The 23,376-nt window shown below is 36.5% G+C and carries 26 protein-coding genes; 25 read left to right on the top strand and 1 reads right to left on the bottom strand.

The genetic code is table 11. The features are described 5' to 3' along the window. Positions 1–22: 22 nt before the first annotated feature. From rpsH to H4K35_RS07230, 25 genes are all read left to right on the top strand, one after another. Complete coding sequence (gene rpsH / locus H4K35_RS07350) at positions 23–421, top strand: 30S ribosomal protein S8 (RefSeq protein WP_002987500.1); 399 nt, start codon at positions 23–25, stop codon at positions 419–421. A 17-nt stretch (positions 422–438) separates the two neighbouring features. Next, on the top strand, positions 439–981 hold the full coding sequence (gene rplF / locus H4K35_RS07345; RefSeq protein WP_182626736.1) for a 50S ribosomal protein L6: 543 nt from the start codon (positions 439–441) through the stop codon (positions 979–981). A gap of 11 nt (positions 982–992) precedes the next feature. Continuing rightward, a complete protein-coding gene (gene rplR / locus H4K35_RS07340; RefSeq protein WP_060874045.1) occupies positions 993–1,343 on the top strand; it encodes a 50S ribosomal protein L18 in 351 nt (116 codons plus the stop codon). Between the two features lie 6 nt (positions 1,344–1,349). Next, positions 1,350–1,874 (top strand): 30S ribosomal protein S5, encoded by a 525-nt coding sequence (gene rpsE, locus H4K35_RS07335; protein ID WP_002987497.1) that lies wholly within the window; start codon positions 1,350–1,352, stop codon positions 1,872–1,874. A gap of 11 nt (positions 1,875–1,885) precedes the next feature. Next, positions 1,886–2,068, top strand: a complete 183-nt coding sequence (gene rpmD, locus H4K35_RS07330; RefSeq protein WP_182626735.1) for a 50S ribosomal protein L30 — start codon at positions 1,886–1,888, stop codon at positions 2,066–2,068. Between the two features lie 12 nt (positions 2,069–2,080). Continuing rightward, positions 2,081–2,533, top strand: coding sequence for a 50S ribosomal protein L15 (gene rplO, locus H4K35_RS07325; RefSeq protein ID WP_182626734.1), 453 nt, complete (start codon positions 2,081–2,083; stop codon positions 2,531–2,533). Between the two features lie 16 nt (positions 2,534–2,549). Next, positions 2,550–3,896, top strand: a complete 1,347-nt coding sequence (gene secY / locus H4K35_RS07320) for a preprotein translocase subunit SecY (RefSeq protein ID WP_002987494.1) — start codon at positions 2,550–2,552, stop codon at positions 3,894–3,896. 5 nt (positions 3,897–3,901) lie between these two features. Then, on the top strand, positions 3,902–4,117 hold the full coding sequence (infA, locus tag H4K35_RS07315) for a translation initiation factor IF-1 (RefSeq protein ID WP_002987492.1): 216 nt from the start codon (positions 3,902–3,904) through the stop codon (positions 4,115–4,117). A 13-nt stretch (positions 4,118–4,130) separates the two neighbouring features. Beyond that, the gene (ykgO, locus tag H4K35_RS07310; RefSeq protein ID WP_002987490.1) at positions 4,131–4,247 is read left to right on the top strand and encodes a type B 50S ribosomal protein L36; all 117 of its coding nucleotides are present in this window, start codon (positions 4,131–4,133) and stop codon (positions 4,245–4,247) included. Between the two features lie 2 nt (positions 4,248–4,249). Beyond that, entirely contained in the window at positions 4,250–4,624 is a 375-nt protein-coding gene (gene rpsM, locus H4K35_RS07305; protein WP_182626733.1) for a 30S ribosomal protein S13, read from the top strand. Positions 4,625–4,635: 11 nt separating this feature from the next. Further along, positions 4,636–5,019: a 30S ribosomal protein S11 gene (gene rpsK / locus H4K35_RS07300; protein ID WP_158962485.1), complete on the top strand. Its 384-nt coding sequence runs from the start codon at positions 4,636–4,638 to the stop codon at positions 5,017–5,019. Positions 5,020–5,103: 84 nt separating this feature from the next. Next, entirely contained in the window at positions 5,104–5,709 is a 606-nt protein-coding gene (rpsD, locus tag H4K35_RS07295; protein WP_002987483.1) for a 30S ribosomal protein S4, read from the top strand. A gap of 25 nt (positions 5,710–5,734) precedes the next feature. Then, positions 5,735–6,727 (top strand): DNA-directed RNA polymerase subunit alpha, encoded by a 993-nt coding sequence (locus H4K35_RS07290; RefSeq protein ID WP_182626732.1) that lies wholly within the window; start codon positions 5,735–5,737, stop codon positions 6,725–6,727. A 33-nt stretch (positions 6,728–6,760) separates the two neighbouring features. Continuing rightward, the gene (rplQ, locus tag H4K35_RS07285) at positions 6,761–7,240 is read left to right on the top strand and encodes a 50S ribosomal protein L17 (RefSeq protein WP_182626731.1); all 480 of its coding nucleotides are present in this window, start codon (positions 6,761–6,763) and stop codon (positions 7,238–7,240) included. 101 nt (positions 7,241–7,341) lie between these two features. Beyond that, a complete protein-coding gene (carA, locus tag H4K35_RS07280) occupies positions 7,342–8,451 on the top strand; it encodes a glutamine-hydrolyzing carbamoyl-phosphate synthase small subunit (RefSeq protein WP_182626730.1) in 1,110 nt (369 codons plus the stop codon). 116 nt (positions 8,452–8,567) lie between these two features. Beyond that, positions 8,568–9,857, top strand: coding sequence for a phosphopyruvate hydratase (eno, locus tag H4K35_RS07275; protein WP_182626729.1), 1,290 nt, complete (start codon positions 8,568–8,570; stop codon positions 9,855–9,857). A 287-nt stretch (positions 9,858–10,144) separates the two neighbouring features. After that, positions 10,145–11,431, top strand: coding sequence for a citrate synthase (locus H4K35_RS07270; RefSeq protein ID WP_182626728.1), 1,287 nt, complete (start codon positions 10,145–10,147; stop codon positions 11,429–11,431). A gap of 126 nt (positions 11,432–11,557) precedes the next feature. Next, entirely contained in the window at positions 11,558–12,472 is a 915-nt protein-coding gene (locus tag H4K35_RS07265; protein WP_182626727.1) for a dimethylarginine dimethylaminohydrolase family protein, read from the top strand. Positions 12,473–12,482: 10 nt separating this feature from the next. Beyond that, a complete protein-coding gene (gene ctlX / locus H4K35_RS07260; RefSeq protein ID WP_182626726.1) occupies positions 12,483–13,418 on the top strand; it encodes a citrulline utilization hydrolase CtlX in 936 nt (311 codons plus the stop codon). A 142-nt stretch (positions 13,419–13,560) separates the two neighbouring features. Then, positions 13,561–15,684 (top strand): TonB-dependent siderophore receptor, encoded by a 2,124-nt coding sequence (locus tag H4K35_RS07255; RefSeq protein WP_182626725.1) that lies wholly within the window; start codon positions 13,561–13,563, stop codon positions 15,682–15,684. Positions 15,685–15,686: 2 nt separating this feature from the next. After that, complete coding sequence (locus tag H4K35_RS07250; RefSeq protein ID WP_182626724.1) at positions 15,687–17,135, top strand: HmuY family protein; 1,449 nt, start codon at positions 15,687–15,689, stop codon at positions 17,133–17,135. Between the two features lie 242 nt (positions 17,136–17,377). Further along, positions 17,378–18,034: a class I SAM-dependent methyltransferase gene (locus tag H4K35_RS07245; RefSeq protein WP_182626723.1), complete on the top strand. Its 657-nt coding sequence runs from the start codon at positions 17,378–17,380 to the stop codon at positions 18,032–18,034. Positions 18,035–18,185: 151 nt separating this feature from the next. Then, on the top strand, positions 18,186–18,752 hold the full coding sequence (gene xpt, locus H4K35_RS07240; RefSeq protein ID WP_182626722.1) for a xanthine phosphoribosyltransferase: 567 nt from the start codon (positions 18,186–18,188) through the stop codon (positions 18,750–18,752). Between the two features lie 153 nt (positions 18,753–18,905). Next, positions 18,906–19,913, top strand: a complete 1,008-nt coding sequence (locus H4K35_RS07235; protein WP_182626721.1) for an LLM class flavin-dependent oxidoreductase — start codon at positions 18,906–18,908, stop codon at positions 19,911–19,913. Positions 19,914–19,949: 36 nt separating this feature from the next. Then, positions 19,950–20,507: a hypothetical protein gene (locus tag H4K35_RS07230; RefSeq protein ID WP_182626720.1), complete on the top strand. Its 558-nt coding sequence runs from the start codon at positions 19,950–19,952 to the stop codon at positions 20,505–20,507. A 40-nt stretch (positions 20,508–20,547) separates the two neighbouring features. On the opposite strand, the gene H4K35_RS07225 is transcribed toward H4K35_RS07230, so the two are convergent. Further along, positions 20,548–22,713 carry a M3 family metallopeptidase gene (locus H4K35_RS07225; protein ID WP_182626719.1) on the bottom strand — a complete coding sequence of 722 codons (2,166 nt, stop codon included), beginning with the start codon at positions 22,711–22,713 and terminating at the stop codon, positions 20,548–20,550. Positions 22,714–23,376 lie beyond the last annotated feature (663 nt).

Below are 23,376 nucleotides of genomic sequence, written 5' to 3'. Positions count from 1 at the left end.
TTAAGATTTAAAGGTAAAAACAATGTATACAGATCCAATAGCAGATTTCCTTACAAGAATTAGAAATGCTGTGCGTGCAAACCACAAAGTGGTAGAGATCCCAGCATCTAACTTCAAAAAAGAAATCACGAAAATTTTATTCGATCAAGGATATATCTTAAGCTACAAATTTGATGACAGTACAGTTCAAGGTACCATCAAAATAGCTTTGAAATATGATAAAGACACAAAAGAGTCTGTGATTAGAGATATCCAAAGAATTAGTAAACCAGGTTTGCGTAAATACGCTTCTGCAACTGACCTTCCTAGAATCTTAAATGGTTTGGGAATTGCAATCGTTTCTACATCAAAAGGATTGATGACAGGGAAACAAGCAAAACAACTTAATGTTGGTGGAGAAGTAGTTTGTTACGTATACTAATTTAAAAAGACTAAGAAATGTCAAGAATAGGAAAAAGTCCGATAGCAATTCCTGCTGGTGTAACAGTTGATGTTCAAGAAGGCGTTATTGTTGTTAAAGGTAAATTAGGAGAGCTTACTCAGAAATTCGATACAGTTAGTGTTAAAGTAGAAGATAATCAAGTTATTGTTGAAAGATCATCTGACGCAAAAGATGAAAGAGCAAAACACGGATTATATCGTAGCTTAATCAACAATATGATTACTGGTGTTTCTGAAGGATTTACAATAACTTTAGAATTTGTAGGGGTAGGATATCGTGCTTCTAATCAAGGACAAAAGTTAGACTTAGCTTTAGGTTTCTCTCACAATATCGTGATGGATATCGCTCCTGAAGTTGTAGTAGAAACTATATCAGAAAAAGGTAAAAATCCTTTAGTAAAATTAACTTCTTACGACAAACAATTAGTAGGTCAAGTAGCTGCAAAAATCCGCTCTTTCCGTAAGCCAGAGCCTTACAAAGGAAAAGGAATCAAGTTTGTAGGTGAGGAATTAAGAAGAAAAGCAGGTAAATCAGCTTAAAAATTAAGACTATGTCATTAACAAAATCTGAAAGAAGACAACGTATAAAGTTCAGAATTAGAAAGACTGTTAGCGGTACTCCTGCAAGAACAAGACTTTCTGTATTCAGAAGTAATAAAGAGATCTATGCACAAATCATAGATGACGTAAATGGAGTAACTTTAGTGTCAGCATCGTCAAGAGAAGCTGGGATAACAAGAGGAACCAATGTTGAAACTGCTGCATCGGTTGGAAAACTAATCGCAGAGAAAGCTTTAAAAGCAGGTATCGAAACTGTATCTTTTGATAGAAACGGTTATTTATACCACGGACGTGTTAAATCATTAGCAGACGGCGCTAGAGAAGCTGGATTAAAATTCTAATTAGTTATGTATCAAAATTATAAAAACGTAGAATTTGTAAAACCAAGCGGTCTTGATTTAAAAGATCGTTTGGTTAGTGTTAACCGTGTTACTAAAGTGACAAAAGGGGGAAGAGCTTTTGGTTTTTCTGCTGTTGTTGTAGTAGGTGACGAAAACGGTGTAGTGGGTCACGGTTTAGGTAAATCTAAAGATGTATCTGAGGCTATTGCTAAAGCAGTTGAAGATGCTAAGAAAAACTTAGTTAAAGTTCCTTTAAACGGTCATACGATTCCGCATGAACAAAAAGGAAAATTCAGTGGAGCTCGTGTATTGTTGATGCCTGCATCATTAGGTACGGGAGTTATTGCTGGAGGTTCTGTCAGAGCGGTAGTTGAAGCTGTAGGAATTACAGATTTATTATCTAAGTCTCAAGGTTCTTCGAATCCACATAACGTGGTGAAAGCTACTTTCGATGCTTTATTACGATTAAGAAGCGCTTCTACAGTTGCAAAACAAAGAGGAATTTCTTTAGAAAAAGTATTTAAAGGTTAATTTGAAAGATTATGTCGAAAATCAAAATAAAACAAGTAAGAAGCCAAATTAATTGTCCTCTTAACCAAAAGAGAACATTAGAGGCTTTAGGACTTCGTAAGATTGGTCAGGTAGTTGAACACGATTCTACTAGCGCAATTTTAGGAATGGTAAATAAAGTTCAACACTTAGTTTCTGTAGAAGAAATTAAATAATATTCGCAATAGATGAATTTAAGTAATTTACAACCAGCAAACGGTTCAGTACACAACCAAAACAAACGTGTTGGTCGTGGTGAAGGTTCTGGAAAAGGAGGAACTTCTACAAAAGGACATAAAGGTGCTAAATCACGTTCAGGTTACTCGAAAAAAATCGGATTTGAAGGAGGACAAATGCCACTTCAAAGACGTGTACCTAAATTCGGTTTCAAAAACATTAACAGAGTTGAGTACGCTGTGATTAACTTAGAGGCTTTACAAGGTCTTGTTGATAGCGGAAAAGTAACTGATGCTGTAGATTTTTCTCAATTAGTTGATTTAGGATTAGCTACAAAAAACAGTTTAGTTAAGGTTTTAGGACGTGGAGAGCTAAAAGCAAAATTAAAAGTTTCTGCTCATAAATTTTCAGCTTCTGCCCAAGCAGCTATCGAAGCAGCAGGAGGAGAAGTTGTAACGTTATAAAATCTTAGTGAACAGGATGAAGAAGTTTTTTGAAACATTAGCCAGTATCTGGAAAATTGAAGAGTTAAAAAATAAAATCTTAATCACATTAGGACTATTACTTGTGTACCGTTTCGGTACACAAGTAACTCTACCAGGTATTGATGCAACGAAATTGCAAGCGTTGACGGATCAAACTGATCAAGGAATTGGATGGTTAATTAACGTGTTTACAGGTGGTGCTTTCGCACAAGCATCTGTTTTTGCTTTAGGTATTATGCCTTACATTTCTGCTTCCATTGTGGTGCAGCTGATGGGAATTGCGGTTCCTTATCTGCAAAAATTACAAAATGATGGAGAAAGCGGTAGAAAGAAAATGAATCAAATTACAAGATGGTTAACTATTGGTATTACCTTATTACAAGGACCAAGTTATATCTATAACTTGTATGTGCAATTGCCGTCAGATGCATTTTTGCTAGGTTTTAATTCTTTCTCATTCTTGTTTTCTTCAGTAATGATTCTAACTGCCGGGACTATTTTCGCAATGTGGTTAGGAGAAAAAATTACTGATAAAGGGATTGGAAATGGTATTTCGTTATTGATTATGGTTGGTATTATTGCAAGACTTCCTATGTCTTTCATTCAAGAGTTCCAATCGCGTATTACAGAAAATAACGGAGGACCAATGTTAGTTGTTATTGAAGTAATTTTATGGTTATTGATTATCGTTGCTTGTATCTATTTGACTCTTGCAGTGCGCAGAATTCCAGTTCAATATGCACGTAGAAGTGCTTCTGGAACCTACGATCAATCCATGTTAGGAGGAAACCGTCAGTGGATTCCTTTAAAACTAAATGCTTCAGGAGTTATGCCAATTATCTTCGCTCAGGCGATCATGTTTGTGCCTGCTGCTGTAGCTGGTTTATCAACTTCGGATACTGCAAAATCAATCAGTAATACATTCCATAATGTGTTCGGTTGGGAGTATAATTTACTTTTTGCTTTATTAATCATTATTTTTACGTACTTTTACACCGCGATTACAGTACCTACTAATAAAATGGCAGATGACTTGAAGCGAAGTGGTGGTTTTATTCCTGGGGTTAAACCAGGTTCTGAAACTGCAGATTTCTTAGATAGAATTATGTCGTTGATTACATTCCCTGGATCTCTTTACCTTGCTATCATTGCTGTTTTCCCAGCAATTATCGTAAGTATCTTAGGAGTTCAACAAGGATGGGCGATGTTTTATGGTGGAACTTCACTATTAATTATGGTGAGCGTTGTAATTGATACAATCCAACAAGTTAATTCATACTTATTGAACAAACAGTACGATAGTATGATGACGAGTGGTAAAAATAGAAGAGCGACAGCTTAATTTTTATGGCAAAACAATCAGCAATAGAACAAGACGGAGCAATAATTGAAGCATTGTCTAATGCAATGTTCCGTGTAGAATTAGAAAATGGTCACGTTGTGATCGCGCACATCTCAGGTAAAATGCGTATGCACTACATTAAGTTGTTACCTGGTGATCGCGTGAAATTGGAAATGAGTCCATATGACTTGACCAAAGCAAGAATTACTTATAGATATTAAAGAGGCTATTAAAATGAAAGTAAGAGCATCAGTTAAAAAAAGAAGTGCCGAGTGCATCATAGTACGTAGAAAAGGTAGACTTTACGTTATTAATAAAAAGAATCCTAGATTTAAACAAAGACAAGGATAATTATGGCAAGAATCGCAGGGGTAGATATACCTAAATACAAAAGAGGAGTTATTGCTTTAACTTATATCTTCGGAATTGGTTCTAGTAGAGCTAAAGAAATTTTAGCTAAAGCCAATGTAGATGAAGATAAGAAAGTACAAGATTGGAATGATGATGAGATCGGAGCTATCCGTGAAGCAGTAAGTTATTTCAAAATTGAAGGAGAGTTACGTTCAGAAATCTCTTTAAACATCAAACGTCTTATGGACATCGGATGTTACAGAGGTATTCGTCATAGAACAGGACTTCCACTTAGAGGTCAAAGAACGAAAAATAACTCGAGAACGAGAAAAGGTAAAAGAAAAACTGTTGCTAACAAGAAAAAAGCAACTAAATAATAAGTAGTAATATGGCTAAAGCGAATACAAAAAAGCGTAAAGTTGTTGTAGAAACAACAGGTGAAGCTCATATTAATGCAACATTCAACAATATCATTATTTCTTTAACAAACAAGAAAGGTGAAGTAATCTCTTGGTCGTCTGCAGGTAAGATGGGGTTCAGAGGTTCTAAAAAGAACACTCCGTACGCTGCTCAGATGGCTGCTGAAGATTGTGGTAGAGTTGCACTTGAGGCAGGATTGAAAAAAGTAAAAGTATATGTAAAAGGTCCTGGAAACGGAAGAGAATCTGCAATCAGATCTTTACATAACGGTGGAATCGAAGTAACTGAGATTATCGATATTACTCCAATGCCACACAACGGATGTCGTCCTCCTAAGAGAAGAAGAGTTTAATTTATAGTATAACCAAAGGTAGGATAGATTATCGGAGGAAAGTGACCTGAATTCATAATCCCTACCTTTTTTTTATTTTGAAAAATGGCAAGATATACTGGTCCACAAACAAAAATCGCTCGTAAGTTCGGCGAAGCTATTTTCGGAGATGATAAATCATTCGAAAAAAGAAACTACCCTCCAGGACAACACGGATTAGCAAAGAAAAGAGCTAAAAAATCTGAGTATGCAATCCAGTTGATGGAGAAACAAAAAGCAAAATACACATACGGTATCTTAGAAAAGCAATTCCGTAATATTTACAAGAAAGCTGCGGCTGCTCGTGGAGTTACTGGTGAGGTATTGATTCAATTGTGTGAATCGAGATTAGATAACGTAGTTTACAGAATGGGAATTGCTCCTTCTCGTAGAGCTGCACGTCAAGTAGTTTCTCACAGACATATCACAGTGAACGGTGAAGTAGTGAATATTCCTTCTTACCAATTAAAAGCTGGTGATAAAGTTGCTGTTCGTGAAAAATCTAAATCTTTAGAAGTTATCGAACGTTCGTTATCTAATTCTAGTTCTGTTTACGAATGGATTACTTGGAATCCTGAAACTTTAGAAGGTACTTTCGTTGCTGTACCTCAAAGACTTCAAGTTCCAGAAAACATCAAAGAACAGTTAATCGTAGAGTTGTACAACAAATAATAATTGACATTCAGTCGAAACAAATATGGCAATATTTAATTTTCAAAAGCCCGATAAAGTTATCATGATTGATTCGACCGATTTTAAAGGTAAATTCGAATTTAGACCTTTAGAACCGGGATATGGATTGACTATTGGTAATGCATTGAGAAGAGTACTTCTGTCTTCGTTAGAGGGGTATGCTATTACTTCAGTACGTATCGAAGGAGTTGATCACGAGTTTTCTACCATCGCTGGTGTTGTTGAGGATGTTACTGAAATTATCCTTAACCTAAAGCAGGTACGTTTTAAACGTCAGGTGGAAGATGTAGATAATGAATCTGTAAGCATCACTTTTTCAGGAAAAGAACAAATGACAGCTGGTGATTTCCAGAAGTTTATTTCTAATTTCCAAGTATTAAATCCAGAGTTGGTTATCTTCAATTGCGAAAGCAGTGTTTCAATTACCATGGATTTAACCATCGAAAAAGGAAGAGGTTACGTGGCAGCAGAGGAGAACAGAAAGCCCAATGCACCTATCGGAACAATTTTCACAGATTCGATTTATACTCCAGTTAAGAACGTTAAGTATGCTATAGAAAATTACCGTGTAGAACAAAAAACTGACTACGAAAAGTTAGTGTTTGATATTACTACAGACGGTTCTATTCATCCAAAAGACGCCTTAACAGAAGCAGCTAAAACATTGATTCATCATTTTATGCTGTTCTCAGACGAGAGAATTACTTTAGAGGCTGATGAAATTGCTCAAACTGAATCATACGATGAAGAATCATTGCATATGAGACAGCTTCTAAAAACTAAATTGGTAGATTTAGATCTTTCAGTTCGAGCGTTAAATTGTTTAAAGGCGGCTGAAGTAGATACATTAGGAGATTTAGTATCTTTCAACAAAAACGATTTGATGAAATTCAGAAACTTCGGTAAGAAGTCTTTATCTGAGTTAGAAGAATTAGTAGCTGTGAAAGGATTAAATTTTGGTATGGATCTATCAAAATACAAATTAGATAAAGAATAATCTAGACCGCTAAAGTCTAAATTCGATAACGCAATGAGACACGGAAAAAAAATAAATCACTTAGGTAGAAAAGCTGGACATAGAAATTCTATGTTGGCTAATATGGCTTGTTCTTTGATCGAGCACAAGCGTATCAATACTACTGTAGCTAAAGCGAAAGCATTAAAACAATATATTGAACCATTAGTAACTAAAGCTAAAACTGACGATACACATAATCGTCGTGTTGTTTTCTCTTATTTGAGAAGCAAAGAAGCTGTTACTGAATTGTTCAGAGAGGTTGCTCAAAAAGTTGGTGATCGTCCAGGTGGATACACTCGTATCATCAAGTTAGGTAACCGTTTAGGAGATAACGCTGATATGGCTATGATCGAATTCGTTGACTTCAACGAAATCTACAATGTAGCGAAAAAAGAAGCTAAGAAAACGACTCGTAGAGGGAAGAAGAAAGCTGAAACTGTTGACGCTCCTCAAACTGAAGCTACTACAACTGAAACAGAAACAAATGAATAATCATTCATTACATATGTTTTCATTATAAAATTAAAAGGACATTCTTTTTAGAATGTCCTTTTTTTTGCTTTATTTTTGCATCACTACAATACAACTTACACATGGAATATAAAAGAAAAGAAGACGGTATCATTGTTTTAGCTGATGGCACCGTTTTTTATGGTAAATCAATTGGTATTAAGGGAACCGCTTTCGGAGAAATCTGCTTTAATACCGGAATGACTGGATATCAAGAAGTCTTTACTGATCCGTCGTATTATGGACAAATCATGTTAGCTACCAATCCACACATCGGTAACTATGGCGTTAATGCAGACGAAGTTGATTCTGATGGGATTAAAATCGCAGGTTTAGTATGTAAGAACTTTAGCTACGAATATTCCCGTCCTAATGCTGATGCAAGCCTTTATGATTATTTCGATGCGCATCAATTAGTAGCCATCTCTGATGTGGATACAAGAGCGTTAACCGCCTATATCCGTGATCATGGTGCTATGAATGCCGTTTTAAGCACTGATGGTAAAACAGTAGCAGAATTGAAAGCCTTATTGAACGAAGTGCCTTCCATGGAAGGTTTAGAGCTTTCTTCTGTAGTATCTACGAAAGAACCTTACTTTTTCGGTAATCCTGATAGTACCTACCGCGTGTCTGTACTTGATTTGGGAATTAAAACAAATATTTTGCGTTGTTTGGCCGAACGCGATTGCTATATCAAAGTGTTCCCATTCAATAGTACGTACGAAGATTTGCTGGCTTTCGATCCGCATGGTATCTTCTTGTCTAACGGACCTGGTGACCCACAAGCATTAGCTGATAAAGGTGTTTTAGCCGTAGTGAAGCAAGTAGTAGAAGGAAGTTTACCTGTTTTTGGTATCTGTCTAGGACACCAATTAATCTGCTTGTCTCAAGGCGTAGGTACCTACAAAATGTTTAGCGGACACAGAGGAGTGAACCACCCTGTCATGAATGTCTTAACCGGTAGAGGCGAAATTACTTCTCAGAACCACGGATTTGCAGTTGACAAGGAAGCATTAGCTAATCATCCTACACTTGAAATCTCACACTTGCATTTGAACGATGGGACAGTGGCAGGTGTACGCATGAAAAACAAAGCTGTTTTCTCCGTACAATATCATCCAGAATCTAGCCCTGGGCCACACGATTCTAGATACTTATTCGACGATTTCGTTTCGAATATGGCAATAAAATAAAAAAGCTCCTTTTTAGGATTAAATTAGCTTTGAAAAAGTATACTTACACAACATAAGGGTCAGCAACAATATACCATATTAGGTTAACGACCGAATTCTAATACACAACTTTGATTATGAGTACAATTTTAAGCGTTCACGCACGTCAAATTTTAGATTCTAGAGGTAATCCAACTGTTGAAGTGGATGTTATTACCAGCAATGGTAGTTTAGGAAGAGCTGCAGTTCCATCAGGAGCTTCTACAGGAGAACACGAAGCTGTCGAATTGAGAGATGGTGGACACGCGTTTATGGGTAAAGGCGTTTTAAAAGCGGTTGAAAACGTAAACACCATTATCGCAGAGCACATTGTAGGTTTAAGCGTATTCGAACAAAACTATATCGATCAATTGATGATTGACTTAGATGGTACACCAAATAAAAGTAATTTAGGGGCAAACGCTATTTTAGGTGTTTCTTTAGCTTTGGCTAAAGCTGCTGCTGAAGAGTTAGGTATGCCACTATACCGCTATGTAGGAGGTGTTTCAGCCAATACACTTCCTGTTCCCATGATGAATATTATCAATGGAGGTTCTCACTCGGATGCGCCTATCGCATTTCAAGAGTTTATGATCATGCCTGTCAAAGCGATCACCTTTTCACATGCCATGCAAATGGGGACAGAAATTTTTCACCACTTGAAAAAAGTTTTACACGATAGACAATTGAGTACTGCTGTTGGAGATGAAGGAGGATTCGCTCCTACATTAAAAGGGACAGAAGACGCTTTAGATTCAATTAAAGTAGCAGTAGAAAATGCTGGTTACCGCTTTGGTGATGAAATTATGTTAGCATTGGATTGTGCAGCCTCTGAGTTCTATGTAAACGGATCTTACGATTACACAAAATTCGAAGGTGATTTAGGAAAAGTTCGCACATCGAAAGAACAAGCAGATTACTTAGCTGAATTAGCTGCTAAATATCCTATCATTTCTATCGAAGACGGAATGCAAGAAGATGATTGGGAAGGATGGAAGTACTTAACTGAGCGTATTGGTGATAAAGTTCAATTAGTAGGAGACGATTTATTTGTAACTAATGTAACGCGTCTAGAAAGAGGAATCAATGAAGGAATTGGAAACTCTATTCTGATTAAAGTGAATCAAATCGGAACATTAACCGAAACGATTGCAGCGGTTAATATGGCGAAAAATGCAGGATATACTTCCGTGATGTCTCACCGTTCAGGAGAAACGGAAGATAGTACTATTGCAGATTTAGCAGTGGCATTAAACTGTGGACAAATTAAAACAGGTTCAGCTTCGCGTTCAGACCGTATGGCAAAATACAACCAATTGCTTCGTATTGAAGAAGAATTAGGTGATGTTGCTTATTATCCACAAGAAAAAGCATTTAAAATAAACTAATACCATTAGATTAATAAAAAAACCCAACTTATTGTGTTGGGTTTTTTTTTGCAAAAAAAATGAGTATTTATTATTTTTTTAATAGTATATTGTAGATTGAAATATAATTGTTTATAACAATATACCTTTATAGAAATTGTGTCGAAAATGTTGTGAATCAATGATTATTAATAGCTTTTAGCTATTGTATGTAAGCATAATATTTCCTATCTTTCCGACTGCAAAAAAACATTTTAAGTGTTTTTGATTATATAAATAAAAAGTAAAGAAAAATAAAAAATAACAATATGTCTAAAACAGCTTTTATAGAAGTTGATGGTCAGAGACACGAACTACCAGTATTAGTTGGTACTGAAAACGAAGTAGCAATTGATATCTTAAAATTACGTGCATTAACAGGGGCTATCACTTTAGATCCAGGATACAAAAATTCTGGTTCATGCCAAAGTGCGATTACTTTCTTAGATGGGGAACAAGGAATTTTAAGATATAGAGGCTATTCAATCGAGGACCTTGCTGCTAAATCTAACTTTTTAGAAGTTTCTTATTTGATTATTTTCGGAGAGTTACCTACACAAGAGCAATTAACTCAATTTGAAAAAGATATTCGCAAATACTCTTTGGTAAACGAAGAAATGAAGAATATCATTGATGGTTTCCCGAAAACAGCACACCCAATGGGCGTTTTAGCTTCTTTGACTAGTGCATTAACGGCTTTTAATCCTAAAGTTGTCGATGCTGATTGTGAGAAGAGCTTATACGAAGCTGTTTGTAAAACAATGAGTAAGTTCTTAGTTATCGCAACTTGGACGTATAGAAAAGCAAAAGGATATCCATTAAATTACTACAACAATACAAAAAGCTATGTAGATAATTTCATGAACTTGATGTTTGCTTTGCCAACTGAACCATATGAAATCGACCCAATCATTAAAAATGCGGTTGATAAATTATTCATCCTACACGCAGATCACGAACAAAACTGTTCTACTGCAACTGTACGAATGGTAGGTTCTTCACATGCAGGTTTATTCGCGTCTATTTCAGCGGGTGTTTCTGCACTTTGGGGACCACTTCACGGTGGTGCTAACCAAGCTGTACTTGAAATGTTAGAAGCTATTCAAAATGACGGTGGAGATGTTGAAAAATACATCAACAAAGCAAAAGACAAAGATGATCCATTTAGATTAATGGGATTCGGTCACCGCGTTTACAAAAACTTCGATCCAAGAGCGCGTATCATTAAAAAAGCAGCTGATGAAGTGTTAGCTAAATTAGGAGTTGATGATCCTGTTTTAGATATCGCTAAACAATTAGAAGCAGCAGCATTAAAAGATCCGTACTTCGTAGATCGTCACTTATATCCAAACGTAGATTTCTACTCTGGAATTATCTATAGAGCATTGGGTATCCCAACAGAAATGTTTACCGTAATGTTTGCTATCGGTCGCTTACCAGGTTGGATCGCTCAGTGGAAAGAAATGAGAATTAACAAAGAACCAATCGGACGTCCACGTCAATTATACGTTGGAGAACCGTTGAGAGATTTCGTTCCAATGAATGAAAGAAAATAAGAGCAAAAAGGAGATGTATAAACATCTCCTTTTTTGTTTAAGCTATGTTTTGTCAAGGATTGACAAACTTCACAAAAAAAACAAACACATTAAAGGTTTTACTATATTTGTACAAAATGACAGTTTATGTTACAATTAAATGTAAAGAATGAAACCTCTCGCTTGCGGGCTGTGGTCCTAGGCACTGCCGTTAGTAATGGACCCACACCTACAATAGAAGAAGCCTACGATCCTAAATCGCTTGAGCACATCAAAGCAGGTACGTATCCTGTAGAAGCAGATATGATTAACGAAATGGAAGCGTTTAATCAAGTTTTTCAAAAATACGACGTACAGGTTTTTCGACCTGAAATTATTGAAGACTACAACCAGATTTTTACCCGAGATATCGGATTCGTTATTGATAATAAATTTATCAAAGCCAATATACTTCCCGATCGCGATAGAGAACTAGCCGCTATTAACTACGTTTTAGACCAAATTAATCCCAACGATATTATATCCGCACCAGAGGAAATGCATTTCGAAGGCGGGGATGTAATGTTGTGGAATGATCACCTATTTATCGGTTCTTATAAACGACCAGATTACAGCAACTATATTACCGCTCGAACCAACGAACTAGGCGTTGCCTTTATTCGCGAATTATTTCCAAATAAGATAGTTAAGAGCTTTGATTTGGTCAAATCTAAAGTAGAACCTAGAGATAATGCACTTCACCTCGATTGTTGTTTTCAACCTGTAGGATTGGACAAAGCGATAATCTATAAAGGAGGATTCTATGACCAAAACGAATACAATTACTTGGTAGACATCTTTGGAGAAGAAAACCTATTCCAAATTACACGAGAAGAAATGTATCACATGAACTCCAACATATTCTCAATCGCACCTGACGTAGTAGTCTCTGAAAAGAACTTTACGCGATTGAATAATTGGTTGAGAAGTCACAATATAACAGTGGAAGAGATTCCGTATGCCGAAATTGCCAAGCAAGAAGGCTTATTGCGTTGTTCCACATTACCTTTAATACGAGATTAATTCGAATACTATGAAACAAATTACAAATAATATTCTGATGATTCGCCCGGTTGCTTTTCGTATGAATGAGCAAACAGCTGTTAACAATTACTACCAAAAGGTATTAGACAATTTAACACCTGCTACGGTGAATGCAAAAGCACAACAAGAATTTGATGCTTTTGTAGAAAAATTGCGTGCAGTAGGAGTGAATGTTACCGTTGTTGATGATACCCTAGATCCCGATACACCAGATAGTATTTTTCCTAATAACTGGATTTCTTTCCACGAATCAGGAGAAGTGGTTTTATATCCGATGTTTGCAGAAAACAGAAGATTGGAAAGACGAGAAGATATCTTGGATATATTAGAAGAACAAGGATTCGTAATCAACGATATTTGGGACTATACATCAGCAGAGGAAGATGATTTATTCTTGGAAGGAACAGGAAACTTGCTGTTAGATCGCACCAATGAAATTGCCTATTGTGCTTTATCTCCACGTGCAGATGAGGGATTAGTTATTGAGTTTTGTGAAGATTTCGAAATGAATCCCGTTATCTTTGAAGCGTTTCAAACTGTAAATGGCGAGCGCAAAAACATTTACCACACGAATGTGATGATGTGTCTAGGTGATACATTTGCCGTGATTTGTGCGGATACCATAGACGATAAACAAGAGCGAAAAATCGTTTTAAATCACCTAAAACAATCGGGTAAAGAAGTAGTGTTGATTACCGAAGAGCAAGTGAATAATTTTGCAGGAAATATGTTGCAAATTCTAGGAGCTAACGAAGAAAAATACTTAATCATGTCTACCCAAGCTTATAACAGCTTGACCGATGCACAGATTAAAACCCTAGAAAAGCATTCAAAAATACTACACAGTAGCTTAGATACTATCGAAGCATGTGGTGGGGGAAGTGCACGCTGCATGATGGCAGAAGTGTTTTTACCTAAAAACTAGTAGTTATACGTATAGATCAAAAAGCGAAGTAGTTAACTTCGCTTTTTTTATGAAAAATATATTATTTAAATTGATTTTAAATAATATATTTTATTTATCTTTGCAATTAAGAATCTATCTAAATAAAAGACATTACATATAAATGAAACGTTCACTACTGCTTGCAACAGGGACCTTACTTACGTTGAGTTCTTCCGTAGTTGCTCAAACGAATGATACGATCAAAGAACCAGAGCGAAAATTGGAAGAAATTGTGATTTCTGGTCAATATAATCCTCAATCGATCAACAAAGCTGTCAACAACGTAACTGTTATCAATAGACAACGCATTGAAAATTTAGGAGCGGTTACTTTAGCAGATGCTTTGAATCAAGTAATGAATATTTCAATTCTTCCCAATGCAGGGACGGGCCGTTCAACAGTAAAAATGTTTGGTCTAGACGCTCAGTATTTTACCATCTTAATTGATAACGTACCCATGATCTCAGACGAGGGATTCGGGAACAATACCGACCTAACCCAAATTAACCTTGATGATATCGAACAAATCGAAATTGTTGAGGGAGCCATGGGAGTTGACTATGGGGCCAATGCAGTAACGGGAATCATTAATATTATCACAAAAAAGAACAATATCAACGATTGGAATGTCAACTTGTTTGTACAAGAGGAATCCGTTGGAAACGAATATGACTGGAAGAATAAAGGAAAGCATGTTCAAGGAATTACCATGGGACACAACATCAATGATAATTTATATGCCAGTTTATCTTATATCCACAGTGATTTTAAAGGATGGTATGACGACCGAAAAGGATTTACCTACTTTGGAGATGAAGATAAAAGGGGGCATGAATGGTTGCCAAAAAATCAAAATAACGTCAAAGGGTTTTTGAATTACCACAAGAATTCGTATCGCGTATATTATAAATTCGAGTTCTTCGATGAACGTATGAAAGATTATGCGAAGCTGTTTAGTATTAACGAAGATCCTATTTTCGAAACAATCAATCCTGTAGCAACGGATCGTATACTCAATACAAAACGTTGGTCAAACGTATTAAATACGTCTGGTAAATTAGAGGATTTATTTCGTTTTGATTTATCGTTCTCATATCAAAAACAAGAGCGAGAAACAGATAAGTACAGATATCGCATTATGTACGACGAAAAATACGATCGCAGTTCATTTAAAAGTGAAAGTAGAGAGGTGTTCTTTTCTCGCGGTACGTTTAGCGAGTTTGTAAACCTCGAAAAGGCAAAGTTTCAAGTAGGATATGAAGTAGCGTATACCAACGGATATTCTGCTATGTCAGAACAGTTAGCAGAAAATCCACAGAAAAAAGCATTGGGAAGTTATGACTTTTACGCTTCTTCTGAAATCAATGTTTTGCCGCGATTAATGGTACGCCCGGGGTATCGCTTGATGACATCTAATACCTTTGACAGTCAACACGCGTTGAGCTTAGTGTTGAAATACGTACTACCAGGTGATTACGAAGTTAGAGGAACTATTGGAACTTCCCCTCGTTTGCCGAATTACGAAGAATTATATACTTATTTCGTCGATGTGAATCACGATTTACAAGGAAATGAAAATTTGAATCCTGAAAAGGGAAAAACGGCGTTCTTAAACGTTAAAAAAACCTTTGCTTTAGGAGATAATATCGAAGTAAGCAATAGTTTAACTGGACGCTATTTACAAGTTTCAGACAAAATTGATTTAATCGAATTAGTAAATCCAGACGGATTGAAATTTGTTTACGAAAATACAGATTTATACCGCAATATTGGGGTGACGTTTTTAAGCCAGTTGAGTTGGAATTCGTTCGACTTTGGTCTTGGTTTTACTATGTCAGGAGTATCTCAAGAAATTTATCAAGCACCAAAGGGAACCGATAAATTCTTGTATACGCCAGAGGTGACCGCTAATATCAATTACCGCTTGCCAAAAACAGGAACAAACTTTTCTTTATACTATAAATTCAATGGAGAAGAAGAGCGTTTCAAAAAAGGTTCAGATGAATTTGGAGAGTACTACGTAAAAGGGAAACAAGAAAGTTATTCTTGGTTAGACATTACAGTTAGACAACCGTTCTTTAAAAATATGTTGCACGCAACTGTTGGAGTGAGAAACTTATTTGACATTAAAGACATCCGTTCAACTACAAGTGGAGGAACAGGACATTCAGCTGGGGCTACTTCAAATCCAATTGGATATGGAACCAGTGTCTTTATTAAATTACAATATAAATTAGGCTTTTAATTATGAAGAATTTTAGATTAGGAAAACTTGTTATTGCAATTGTTGCACTCGTTTTTTTCAGTTCATGTGAGAAAGATTCTAATAATGGAAATAATGATGTCCGCGATTTTATTGTTGCTTTTGACGATCCCTCTATTCCATATAGAGAAATTGAAACTACAAGAGAGATTGAACTTGTTTTTTCTGAAATTGCACAAGGGGATGGAAGCATTGAAATTCAGATAATCCCAAGTAAAGCAATTTATGGGGTAGATTTCTCAACGCAACCTGCCGCAGCCGGAGATAAATTAATTGTGCCTATCGTAAAGGGAACCAAGAGTTCGACTTTTACGTTTGAAAATTTAATTTTCCCGTATGATCGAATGGATAAAACGATACAGTTTAATATTGCCAAAGTGAATTATGAGGCTAAAACGCCAAAAATTCAAGGGTACAATGTTATGATGATTAGTTTTGATACTTCTTTGGGTGGAATTTTAACACCAAATGTAGGTGGTCCAACCCAACCCAATCAAGTCTATGTCGATTTAGGAGGAAAAGCCATGTATGAAGTGAAGCGTACCTCTTGGGATTTAGCCTTTGACAGTGGAAGTGAGTTCAGAGTTCGTCTAAACGGATCAGTGTATATGGCTGCTGGAATTATAAAAGGAGCTAAAAATATTGATGAAGTTCGTGAAGATGCTACCATCCAAACAATGAAAGGACTGGTTAAAATCGGAACTTTTGACCCGGCTAACTTAGAGTATATTGACGATCCTTCTGGAGATCCTGATATTACTGCAATTCACCGTATATCCGATGTCGATGCAGATAATAAAATCTATTTAGTCAATTTAGGATTTGAACCAGGAACAGGAAATGTTGAGCCAGGTTCAGTAGAAGTAACAGGAAAAGAACGCGGTTGGAAAAAATTGCGCATCCTAAAACGTCAAGGAGGCTACCTATTGCAATACGCAGACTTAAATGAAAGCACACACAAAGAGGTACTCATTCCTAAAACACCTGGTTTTAACTTTACGTTCTTTAGCTTTAATAGCAATGGAATCGTATCCGTTGAACCGAGTAAAACAAAATGGGATCTTAACTTTACTGTATTTACAAATAAAGTAGATCAAGCCGGTGACCCAAAAGGATCTTATGGCTACTCAGATTTTATCTTGCAAAATAGATATGGCGGAGTAAAAGCATACAAAGTTGAAATTCCAAAAGGCGATAAGACCTTTTTCAAGGCGTACAATCTACAAAGCGTTGAAGAAAGTAAATTGTCTGAAGACTTTTCTACTATTGGTGGAACATGGAGAGAGGTCGCAAATGCTAAAATTTTGTACAAAGACGTTTTCTACGTAATCAAAGACGCCAAAGGAAATTATTATAAAATGAGAATGTTAGATTTCTTCAATGCAGCAGGAGACCGCGGATATCCGAAGTTCGAATACGCCTTGTTGAGATAAAAAATATAGAAGATTATATAGAGATTAGTTGTCGCACTCTATATGTTGAATTCAATCGAATGGCAAATAGCTTTTTGTATTTGTTCTTTATTGAGTTGTTAGTTTATTTTTGTTAGGAAAACCCCGAAATCGCATTTCGGGGTTTTTCGTTTGTACTTTTTTAGCTAAGGAAATGAAAATAAACGAATAGAATATTATGTGGACTCATTCTAAATAGCTATCTTTGAACAAAATTAAAAGGAATGAGTAATTTAGATTTAAATGAGGTGGCAAATCAGCTGCGATGTCCGTCAGGAGAAGCAGGAGAGGAGTTGGCGGAAGTAATGTTTAAATCAAATAGCAATATGATTTACAAAACAGTAGACCGTTTGCAACTTTATCAGAGCGAAACTGTTTTAGAAATTGGATTCGGAAGCGGAAAACACTTGCCTTATATTTTTTCTATAGCCAAAGATATTCACTATTCGGGGATTGAAATTTCAGCGCTTATGTTGGATATGGCAATTAAGGTAAAAGAGTCTTTGCCGCAGGAACAAATTGACTTGACACTGGCACAAGAAGAAAACATCCTTCCCTATCCTGATAAAGTTTTTAATCATTGTTTTTCAGTCAATACAGTTTATTTTTGGAATGATCCAGTCAAGTATTTCACCGAGATTTATCGCGTATTGAAACCAGGTGGGAGTATCGCTTTGTCTTATATTAGAGAAGATTTTGCGCAGCAGCAACCATTTGCCAATGAAGATATTTTTCATTTTTACAGGACAGAATGGTTGATTCGCATTATGACTAATATAGGATATAGCCATGTTGAGCGTTGGCAATACATCGAGAATACCCTGGATAAATTAGGAAATAAAGTGATTCGCCCCTTTGTTGTACTAAGAGGCAAAAAATAACAAGAGAGAAGAAAACGAATTGTTCTTGTTTTAAAAGAATGCGTTTGTGAATTTTGTAAACGCATGGAGATTATTTAACTTCGCATCGATATTACCCAAAGGAGATTTGATACAATCTCCTTTATTTATTCATAGACAACACACAAGAAAAATGGAATTATTACGTCAGCGTATTCTTCAAGATGGACGATGTTTTGAAGGAGGAATTTTAAAAGTAGATAGCTTTATCAATCATCAAATGGATCCAGTTTTAATGAAATCCATTGGCGTAGAGTTTGTACGCCGATTTGCAGCTACTAATGTCAATAAGATTATGACTATTGAAGCTAGTGGAATTGCACCTGCAATTATGACGGGCTATTTGCTCAATCTTCCCGTGGTCTTCGCAAAGAAAAAGAAGCCATCTACCATGGAAAATATGTTGCACACACAGATCCATTCGTTCACAAAAGACAGAACTTATGATGTCGTGATCAGTAATGATTTCCTAACCCCTGAAGATAATGTACTATTTGTTGATGATTTTTTGGCCTATGGAAATGCTGCAGTAGGAGTATTAGATCTTATTGAGCAATCAGGTGCTACTTTGGTTGGGATGGGATTCATCATTGAAAAAGCCTTCCAACAAGGTCGAACGCTACTAGAAGAAAAAGGAGTTCGCGTGGAGTCTTTAGCCATCATCGACGATTTGTCAAACTGTACAATTACCATCCGATAAAATAGTATACCCATTCCAATGTGAATGGGTTTTTTAGTTAGAGGTATTCCAGGGACGACCTGAATATGTTAAACTATTTCTATAGGGTTAGCGTTTCTTTTTTATAAGTATTACCTTAATAGCTTGCAATAATTTTTTACAAGAGTAAGTAGTATGAAAAAAAATATACCCTTTTCTTTCTTAGATTTAGCTGTCATAGGGGCAGATAAATCGACGAAAGAGACGTTAAACAACGTATTAGCGACTGCACAACATGCTGAAAAGCTGAACTATCAACGTTTTTGGTTAGCCGAACACCACAATATGCCTCATATTGCAAGTTCAGCTACTGCTGTTTTAATTGGATATGTCGCCGGTGGAACAGAAAAAATACGCGTAGGCTCTGGCGGAATTATGTTGCCTAACCACCCTCCTTTAGTAATTGCGGAACAATTCGGAACATTAGAATCTTTATATCCCAATCGGATTGATTTGGGATTGGGAAGAGCACCAGGTACAGATCAAGTAACTGCAATGGCTTTGAGGAGAAATGATACGATGAGCGCGAATTTCTTTCCGCAGCAAATACAAGAATTAAAAACCTTTCTTAGTTCCTCTAATGCAACCGCAAAAGTAAGAGCTTTCCCAGGTGAAGGATTGGATATCCCCTTTTGGATTTTGGGCTCGAGTACAGATAGCGCTTATTTGGCCGCGGAGTTGGGATTACCTTATGCTTTTGCTAGCCATTTTGCTCCTGATCAAATTCAGATGGCAGGAAAAATATATCGAAATAATTTCAAAGCGTCTGCTCAATTAGACGAACCCTATTTCATGCCTTGTGTCAATGCAATACTGGCGGATTCTAACCATGAAGCCGAACGATTAGCCACCTCATTTTACCGCATGTTTTTGGGAATTATTCGAAATGACAGAAAACCATTGCAACCACCTATCGAATCGATGCAGGGAATCTGGACTGTACAAGAAGAAGCTGCTGTTTACAATATGACGGCTTGTTCTTTCATCGGAACGAAAGAGGAGCTGTTGCCTGAACTCAATCGCTTTTGTGAAGTGCTTGAAGTAGATGAATTGATGATCACCACACCAATCTATGATTACGACAAGCGCAAGTACAGCATGCAATTATTTGCTGAAGTGATGAACGATTTGGCGCGTAATTAATTTTCTGTGTATTTTTGTTTTCTAAATTCAAATAGTATGATAAAGAGAATAGGGAGTATGTTACTTCTATTAATTCTACTAACCGCTTGTAGCAATAAAAGTTCCTATACTGAAATGGGGTATCCAGGTAAATTTAGTATTGATGCACCTTCAACAATGCAGAAGACTAAACACCTGAATAGTGCAGCGAGTTTTCAGTTGCAAAATGCCAATGAAGAATTGTATTTTATTGTGCTCAATGAAAACAAAGCAGCAATTAAAGCGATGTTTGAGCAAGCCGAGACAAATGTAGAAGGCGATGAAAAAACATTAGACTTGTTTGCTCAAGGAACGTTGGATCTTTTGACTTCAACTTTAACGAATATTGAACCAAATAAACTCGTATTTACAGCTAACACAATTAATGGGTTAAAAGGGAAACGTGTTGATTTTACAGCTACTGTTTCTGGTTTAGACGTTTATTATACTTTTGCTGCCTTTGAGGGAAAAGACGATTACTATCAAGTATTGACTTGGACATTAAAGAAAAGAAAAGAGGAGAATAAAGAAAAAATGGAGCGAATGATTACTAGTTTCAAAGAAGTGAATGAATAAAAAAAGGTCAGCGTACACAACGCTGACCTTTTTTTGTGGATTAGATTTTTGCATCTAATTTATTGTCTTTTTTAAATGTGTTCTGTTGATCAAACCCTTTCATCTTTAAATAAGCATCAATGGTTGCGTCTTTTCCTCTAAATTCGCGGTACATTTCATCTGAGGGTTTTGTATTTCCTTTGGATAAAATTTTCGCTCTAAAGATTTCTCCATTTTCACGGGTCATTCCTCCATTTTCTACGAGCCATTGGAATGCATCATTGTCTAGTGTTTCTGCCCAAGTGTACGAATAGTACCCTGCTGCATACCCACCGCCAAATACATGGTTGAAGAAAGAAGAGCGATATCTAGGTGGTACAGTCGCTAAATCAATACCATATTTTGCTAAGGCTTCTTTTTCGAATGTAGCGACATCTTTAATCGCTGTCGTCGAAGAAATCGTGTGCCATTCCATATCTAATAAAGAGGCACTTAAAATTTCAGTTAAACCATAGCCAATATTAAAGTTTTGTGCTGCTTTCATTTTTTCGATTAAACTAGCAGGTATTACCTCACCTGTTTCATAGTGTTTTGCATAGTTGGTCAATACTTCAGGTAAAAAGGCAAAATGCTCGTGAAACTGAGAAGGCAATTCTACGAAGTCGCGGGAAACACTTGTTCCTGCCAAAGTAGGATAAGTTACATCAGAGAAGAATCCGTGTAATCCATGTCCAAACTCATGGAACATAGTAATTACTTCATCAGGTGATAATAGTGTTGGTTGACCCGCTGCTGGCTTTTGGTAATTGCACACATTGTATACGACAGGCGCTTGGTTTAATAATTTGGATTGGGTAACTAGATTGCCCATCCAAGCACCTCCGCGTTTTGATTCACGTGCGTAAAAGTCAACGTAAAATAAACCAATCGGGCTTTTGTCTTCGTTGAAAATTTCAAATACGCGAACATCTTCCTGCCATACAGGGATGTCTTTGCGCTCCTCGAAGGTAATACCATATAGTTTTTGTGCCATATAGAAAACGCCTTTTTCTAATACAGCATTCATTTCAAAATACGGTTTTACATCATTTAGGTTCAACGCGTATTTTTGTTCTCTGATTTTTTCTGCATAATAATCCCAATCAGCAGCAGTTAAAGTAAAAGGATCGGCCTCTTGATTAATAAGGTCTTGAATTTCCTTTGCTTCTTGTGTCGCAGCACCCACTGCATAAGGACTTAATTGGTCCATTAATTTTTTAGCTTGTTCGGGTTTATTGGCCATACTTCCTTGTAAACTCCACTCAGCATAGTTTTTATAACCTAATAATTCTGCTTTTTCAGCTCTTTTCTTCGCAATCGCTAGTAATGTTGCTCTTGTATCGTTATCATCACCTTGTTCTGTGCGACTCCAACCTGCTTCAAATAATTTTTGGCGCGATTCTTTTTTGTTTAAAGTAGCAGCAATCGGTTGTTGTGTAGTATTGTTTAAAGGGATAGCATAAGTTCCATCTGCTTGTTTGAAGGCTTCCATTTCAGAAGACGAAAGTCCGTCCAACTCATCTTGTGTAAAAACTACGCTTCCTGCTTTTGTTGCCGCTAGGAGCTGATCGCCAAAGGTAGTTGTTAACGTAGCCAATTCTTGATTGATAGCTTTTAGCGTTTCCTTCTGTTCAGGTTTTAAATTTGCCCCTGAACGTACGAATTCCTGATAGTATACCTCCAATAAACGTGTTTGTTCATTCGTTAAACCCAGCGATGCTTGCTGATCATGAAGCTGTTTTACTTTTTGAAAAAGAGCATCATTTAGGTAGATCCCATCGCGGTGGGCAGCAAATTTAGGAGATAGCTCTTGGTTAATGGCTTTAATCTCATCATTTGTATGGGCTCCAACCAATATATGGAAGACAGCACTTACGCGATCCAATAAAGCACTTGACTTTTCTAACTCAACTAAAGTGTTTTCAAAAGTTGGCGCTTCTGTGTTGGCTGTGATTTTATCGATCGCTTCTACCTGGCGACGCATTCCTTCTAAAATAGCCGGTTTGAAATCTTTGTTTTTTATCTTTTCAAAGTCTGCTGTTTGATAAGGTAACGTACTTTCTGTATAAAAGGAATTATTTTCATCCCAATTTGTAGCTGCTTCCATTTGATCCGGATTTTGTTTGCATGAGACACTAAATAAAGAAACACCCGTTAAGGTTCCAAGAATTGCTTTTTTCACATACATAATATTTAATGTTTAAAATAGATGAAACCAAAGATAGACATATATTATTAGGTTGGTCTTTTTTGTTGTTTGGCTTTTATCTCACTTAGTTCATATTTTGTTTTGGTGTTCGATGAATCTTCACTTCGTTACGATTTTCGATTTGTTCTTTGCACGGTTTATCTCACCTAGTTTACAATTGTTTTGGTGTTCGATGAATCTACGATTTGTTCTTTGCGCGGTTTGCACGGTTTGTTTAGTTTCTTCATTTGTAAGATAATTGGGCTTTACAACGAGCATCGAACGAAGAACGAAGAGCAAAGAGCAAAGAGCAAAGAGCAACAAAATCTGTGCGGTTTATCTCACCTAGTCTATATTGGTTTTGGTATTCGATGAATCTTCACTTCGTTACGATTTTCGCTACGCTACGATTTGCACGGTTTGTTTAGTTTCTTCTTTTGTAAGATAATTGTGCTTTACAACGAGCGACGAGCGACGAGCAACGAGCGAACCGCGCAACCTACAAAAAAAACTTTTCGATCTAACGTGCGTTATAATAATGAGTTGTGAATAAAAGTGGAATTTCACTGAAAAAAAAGCAACAAATAATTTGGAAGTGGTGAAAAAGGTACTACTTTTGCATCCGCATTAAACAAGCAGACGTTCATAGAAAAGCAGTAGAAA

The organism is Myroides sp. NP-2, from assembly GCF_014145665.1.
Lineage (GTDB): Bacteria > Bacteroidota > Bacteroidia > Flavobacteriales > Flavobacteriaceae > Flavobacterium.
This window is presented reverse-complemented; position numbering and strand designations above follow the sequence as displayed.